The organism is Frankia sp. AgB32, assembly GCF_023243045.1.
Taxonomy (GTDB): domain Bacteria; phylum Actinomycetota; class Actinomycetes; order Frankiales; family Frankiaceae; genus Frankia.
On sequence record NZ_JALKFX010000105.1, the window covers coordinates 1 to 3,323 of the forward strand.

Consider the following 3,323-nt stretch of genomic DNA (forward strand, 5'->3'; position numbering starts at 1 on the left):
GTCACGACCGCCCGGTCGACGGCCGCCCACGGCGGCGCCGCGCCGGCTCCGGCGGTGGGAAGCTGACCGCCCCGGCCCCCCCCCGCCCCCCCCCCCCCCCCGCCGCCGCCCACGCGGCCCGCCCCGACCCCGACCGCCCCGACCCCGACCGCCTCGCCTGCGGCAACCCCGCCCGCGGCAACCCCGCCCGCGGCAACCCCATCCGCCGCGCCCCGGCCGGCAGCCGGCTCCACGACGCCGGCCCCCGCGGCGGGCGGCGTGGGCTCCACGGTCCGCCAGCCCGCGCGCCGGGTTCGCGACCTGCTGCCGGACGCTCCCGCCGGCGCGGTCGCGCTCACCCTCGACGACGGCCCGCACCCGACGTGGACGCCCAGAATGCTCGACGTGCTGCGGACCCATCAGGTCCTCGCCACGTTCTGCCTGGTGGGAGACCAGGCCAGGGCCCATCCGGCGCTGGTCCGGGCAATCCTCGGCGCGGGCCATTCCGTCTGCAACCACACGATGACCCATCCGCAGCCGTTCAGCCGCCGCCCGCGGGCGCAGATGCGCGCGGAGATCTCCCGCGCCCAGGAGGCGATCGTCGCCGCCGGTGGCCGGTCGCCGCGGCTGTTCCGGGCGCCGGGCGGCGACTGGTCCCCGGACGTGCTCGCCACCGCGGACGAACTCGGCCTGATCCCGCTGGGGTGGGATGTCGATCCGCGGGACTGGTCGCGACCCGGCGAGGAGGCGATCGTGCGCGCGCTGAGCGTGGCGCGCGCCGGCGACATCCTGCTCAGCCACGACGGCGGCGGTGACCGGTCGCAGACCGTCGCGGCGCTGGACCGGGTGCTGCCCGCCCTGCGGGCCCGCGGCTGCGTCTTCGTCGCGCTGTGAGCCGCCTTCCCGCCGCCCACCCCCCCGCAGACCCGCTGTGACCTGGTGATTTGTCGAGCCGATGCGGGGCACGCTTCCTGGCGTAGACCGAGGAGAGGGGCGAGTGATGACAAACGTCGTCAACGCCGACACCCGCGGGCTGGGCGCCTGGCACATTCCCCGCAGCCGGGGCGCGGTCACCGGACTGCTGCTGATGCTGCTGGGGGTGTGGGCAGCGCTCATACCCTTCGTCGGTCCGTACTTCCACTTCGCGTTCACCCAGGACGGCGTGTGGACCTGGACGTCCGCCCGGTTCTGGCTGGAGCTGCTGCCCGGCATCGCCACGTTCGTCGGCGGTCTCCTGCTCGCGGTCAGCGCGAACCGGGGCACGGCCGTGCTCGGCGCGTGGCTCGCCATCGCCGCCGGAGTGTGGATCGTGCTCGGGCCGACCCTGACCGGGCCCTGGCATCTCGGTAACCTCGGCGCGCCGCGGGGCGGGACCGCGCAGGCGACCCTCGAATGGATCAGCTACTTCTACGGCCTCGGTGCCGCCATCATTTTCCTGGGCTCGACGGCCTGGGGCCGGCTCAGCATCCGCGGAGTCCGGGACGTCGCCGCCGACCGGCGCCGTCGGGACACGCGTGCCGCCGGTCCGGACCCTCGGGCGGGCGTGCCAGCGGCCGTCAACGAGCCGCCGGTGTATCCAAGCGACGAACCGCAGGTGTATCCGAGCGACCGACCGATGACCCGGACGCCGGGCGCGACGGATCTCGACGGCCAGGGATCGGCGCCGCCGGACCGGTCCGGTGCCTTCGGCCGCCATCGGCGGCGCAGCCACAACACCCACTGAGCGGCGCCCCGGTCCCGGGGACCGGTCACCCCTGCCGGCACGGGCGCAGCCGCAGATGTTGCCCGGGTCGGCACTGGGCCGCGAGCGCCAGATCGTCCGGGACGACGACGCCGAGCACCGGGTAGCCGCCCGTGACCGGATGGTCGGCCAGGAAGACGACGGGCTGGCCGTCCCGCGGAATCTGGACAGCGCCCGCGACGACCCCCTCGGACGGCAGCTCGTCGCTGGTCCGCCGGCGCACGACCGGTCCGCGCAGGCGCGCGCCGACGCGGTCGCTGTCCGCGGAGACCTCGTACGCGCCGGCCCACAGCCCGGCGACGGACTCGGCGGTGAACCAGTCGTCCCGCGGGCCGGGGATCACCCGCAGGACCGGCTCGTCGGCATACCGGGCCTGCGGGGCGAGATCGACCGTCGGCGGCGGGCCGGCCTCCCGCCCGAGCGCGAGGACACTTCCGACGGCCAGCGGCTCGGGCCCGATGCCCGCCAGGGTGTCCCGCGACCGGGACCCGAGGACTGCGGGGACGTCCACCCCGCCGCGGATCGCCAGGTAGCTGCGCACGCCCCGGTCGGGCGCGTCGATGCGCAGGCGCGCACCTGCCGGCACGTCGACCGGCGCGTACATGCCGACCGGACGGCCGGCGAGTTCCAGCGGGCACGGCGCGCCGGTCACCGCGATCATCGTCGGCGCGAGAAACGACACGACGAGGCCGCCGTACGTCGTCTCGATCGCCGCCGCGCCCGGCAGGTTGCCCACCAGCCGGTTGGCCAGCCGCAGGCTGGGCCGATCGGCGGCACCCGCGCGAGTGACGCCGAGATGCGCGAGCCCGGGCCGGCCCAGGTCCTGCACGGTGCTCAGCGGGCCGGGCGCGACGATCCGCACCGAGGCCGCCGGCAGTTCCGCGACAGCGGGCGGCTCACTCATGCCCGGCGCCGCTTCTGCCCGGCTCGGATGTCTCGGTCTCGGGTGTTCCGGTCTCGGGTGTTCCGGTCTCGGGGGTTCCGGTCTCGACGAAGTGGACCGGGGTTCCCGGTGCGAGCAGTGCGGGCGGGTCCCGGTCGAGGTCGAACGCGACCAGGTCGGTGTGGCCGATCAGATGCCAGCCGCCGGGCGATGCGCGCGGGTAGACGCCGGTGAACAGGTCGGCGAGGGCGACGGCGCCGGCCGGCACCCGGGCGCGCGGGGTGTCCCGCCGCGGCACCCGCAGGCCGGGATCCAGCCCGGCGATGTAGGCGAACCCGGGCGCGAACCCGCAGAACGCCACCCGGTGCGCGCTGCCGGTGTGCCGCTCGACGACCTGCCGTGGGGTCAGGCCGGTGAGCTCCGCGACGTCCGCCAGGTCGGGGCCGTCGTAGCGCACGCGAACCGTCACCGCGGGCCCGGACCCGGGCGTGGCCGGCGGGGCGGCCGGATCCTCGTCGCCCGCGCGCGCGGCGTCCGCCCGCAGGTGCTCCCGGAGCCGGCCCGCGTCGGTGGCCGTCCGATCGAACTGGACCAGGACGGTCCGGGCGGCCGGGACGAGTTCCACGAGGCCGCGCGGGGGGTCGTGGCGCAGCCGGTCGTAGAGGTGGGGCGGCCCCGGCCCGCCCGCGCGCGCGCGCCCCCCCGCGGGGGCGCCCCCGG

The 3,323-nt window shown here is 77.0% G+C and carries 5 protein-coding genes; 2 read left to right on the plus strand and 3 right to left on the minus strand.

The features are described from left to right. Nucleotides 1–269 (minus strand): hypothetical protein (locus MXD60_RS23465; RefSeq protein ID WP_248821508.1); only part of this gene is annotated, 269 nt, incomplete at its 3' end. Between MXD60_RS23465 and MXD60_RS23470 the strand changes: the two genes are divergently transcribed. Next, nucleotides 259–873, plus strand: coding sequence for a polysaccharide deacetylase family protein (locus tag MXD60_RS23470; protein ID WP_248821509.1), 615 nt, complete (start codon nucleotides 259–261; stop codon nucleotides 871–873). The two genes, MXD60_RS23465 and MXD60_RS23470, sit on opposite strands and share 11 nt — an antisense overlap. A 106-nt stretch (nucleotides 874–979) precedes the next feature. Continuing rightward, nucleotides 980–1,702 (plus strand): hypothetical protein, encoded by a 723-nt coding sequence (locus MXD60_RS23475; protein WP_248821510.1) that lies wholly within the window; start codon nucleotides 980–982, stop codon nucleotides 1,700–1,702. Nucleotides 1,703–1,727: 25 nt separating this feature from the next. On the opposite strand, the gene MXD60_RS23480 is transcribed toward MXD60_RS23475, so the two are convergent. Then, the gene (locus MXD60_RS23480) at nucleotides 1,728–2,624 is read right to left on the minus strand and encodes a 5-oxoprolinase subunit C family protein (protein WP_248821511.1); all 897 of its coding nucleotides are present in this window, start codon (nucleotides 2,622–2,624) and stop codon (nucleotides 1,728–1,730) included. Beyond that, the coding region (locus tag MXD60_RS23485) for a 5-oxoprolinase subunit B family protein (protein ID WP_248821512.1) at nucleotides 2,617–3,323 on the minus strand (707 nt) is incomplete at its 5' end. The genes MXD60_RS23485 and MXD60_RS23480, both read right to left, overlap by 8 nt.

What these genes read in the sequence shown, in the direction of transcription:
- MXD60_RS23475 (WP_248821510.1), top strand. Translation starts at nt 980, where the DNA reads ATGACAAACGTCGTCAACGCCGACACCCGCGGGCTGGGCGCCTGGCAC.
- MXD60_RS23480 (WP_248821511.1), bottom strand. Translation starts at nt 2,624, where the DNA reads ATGAGTGAGCCGCCCGCTGTCGCGGAACTGCCGGCGGCCTCGGTGCGG.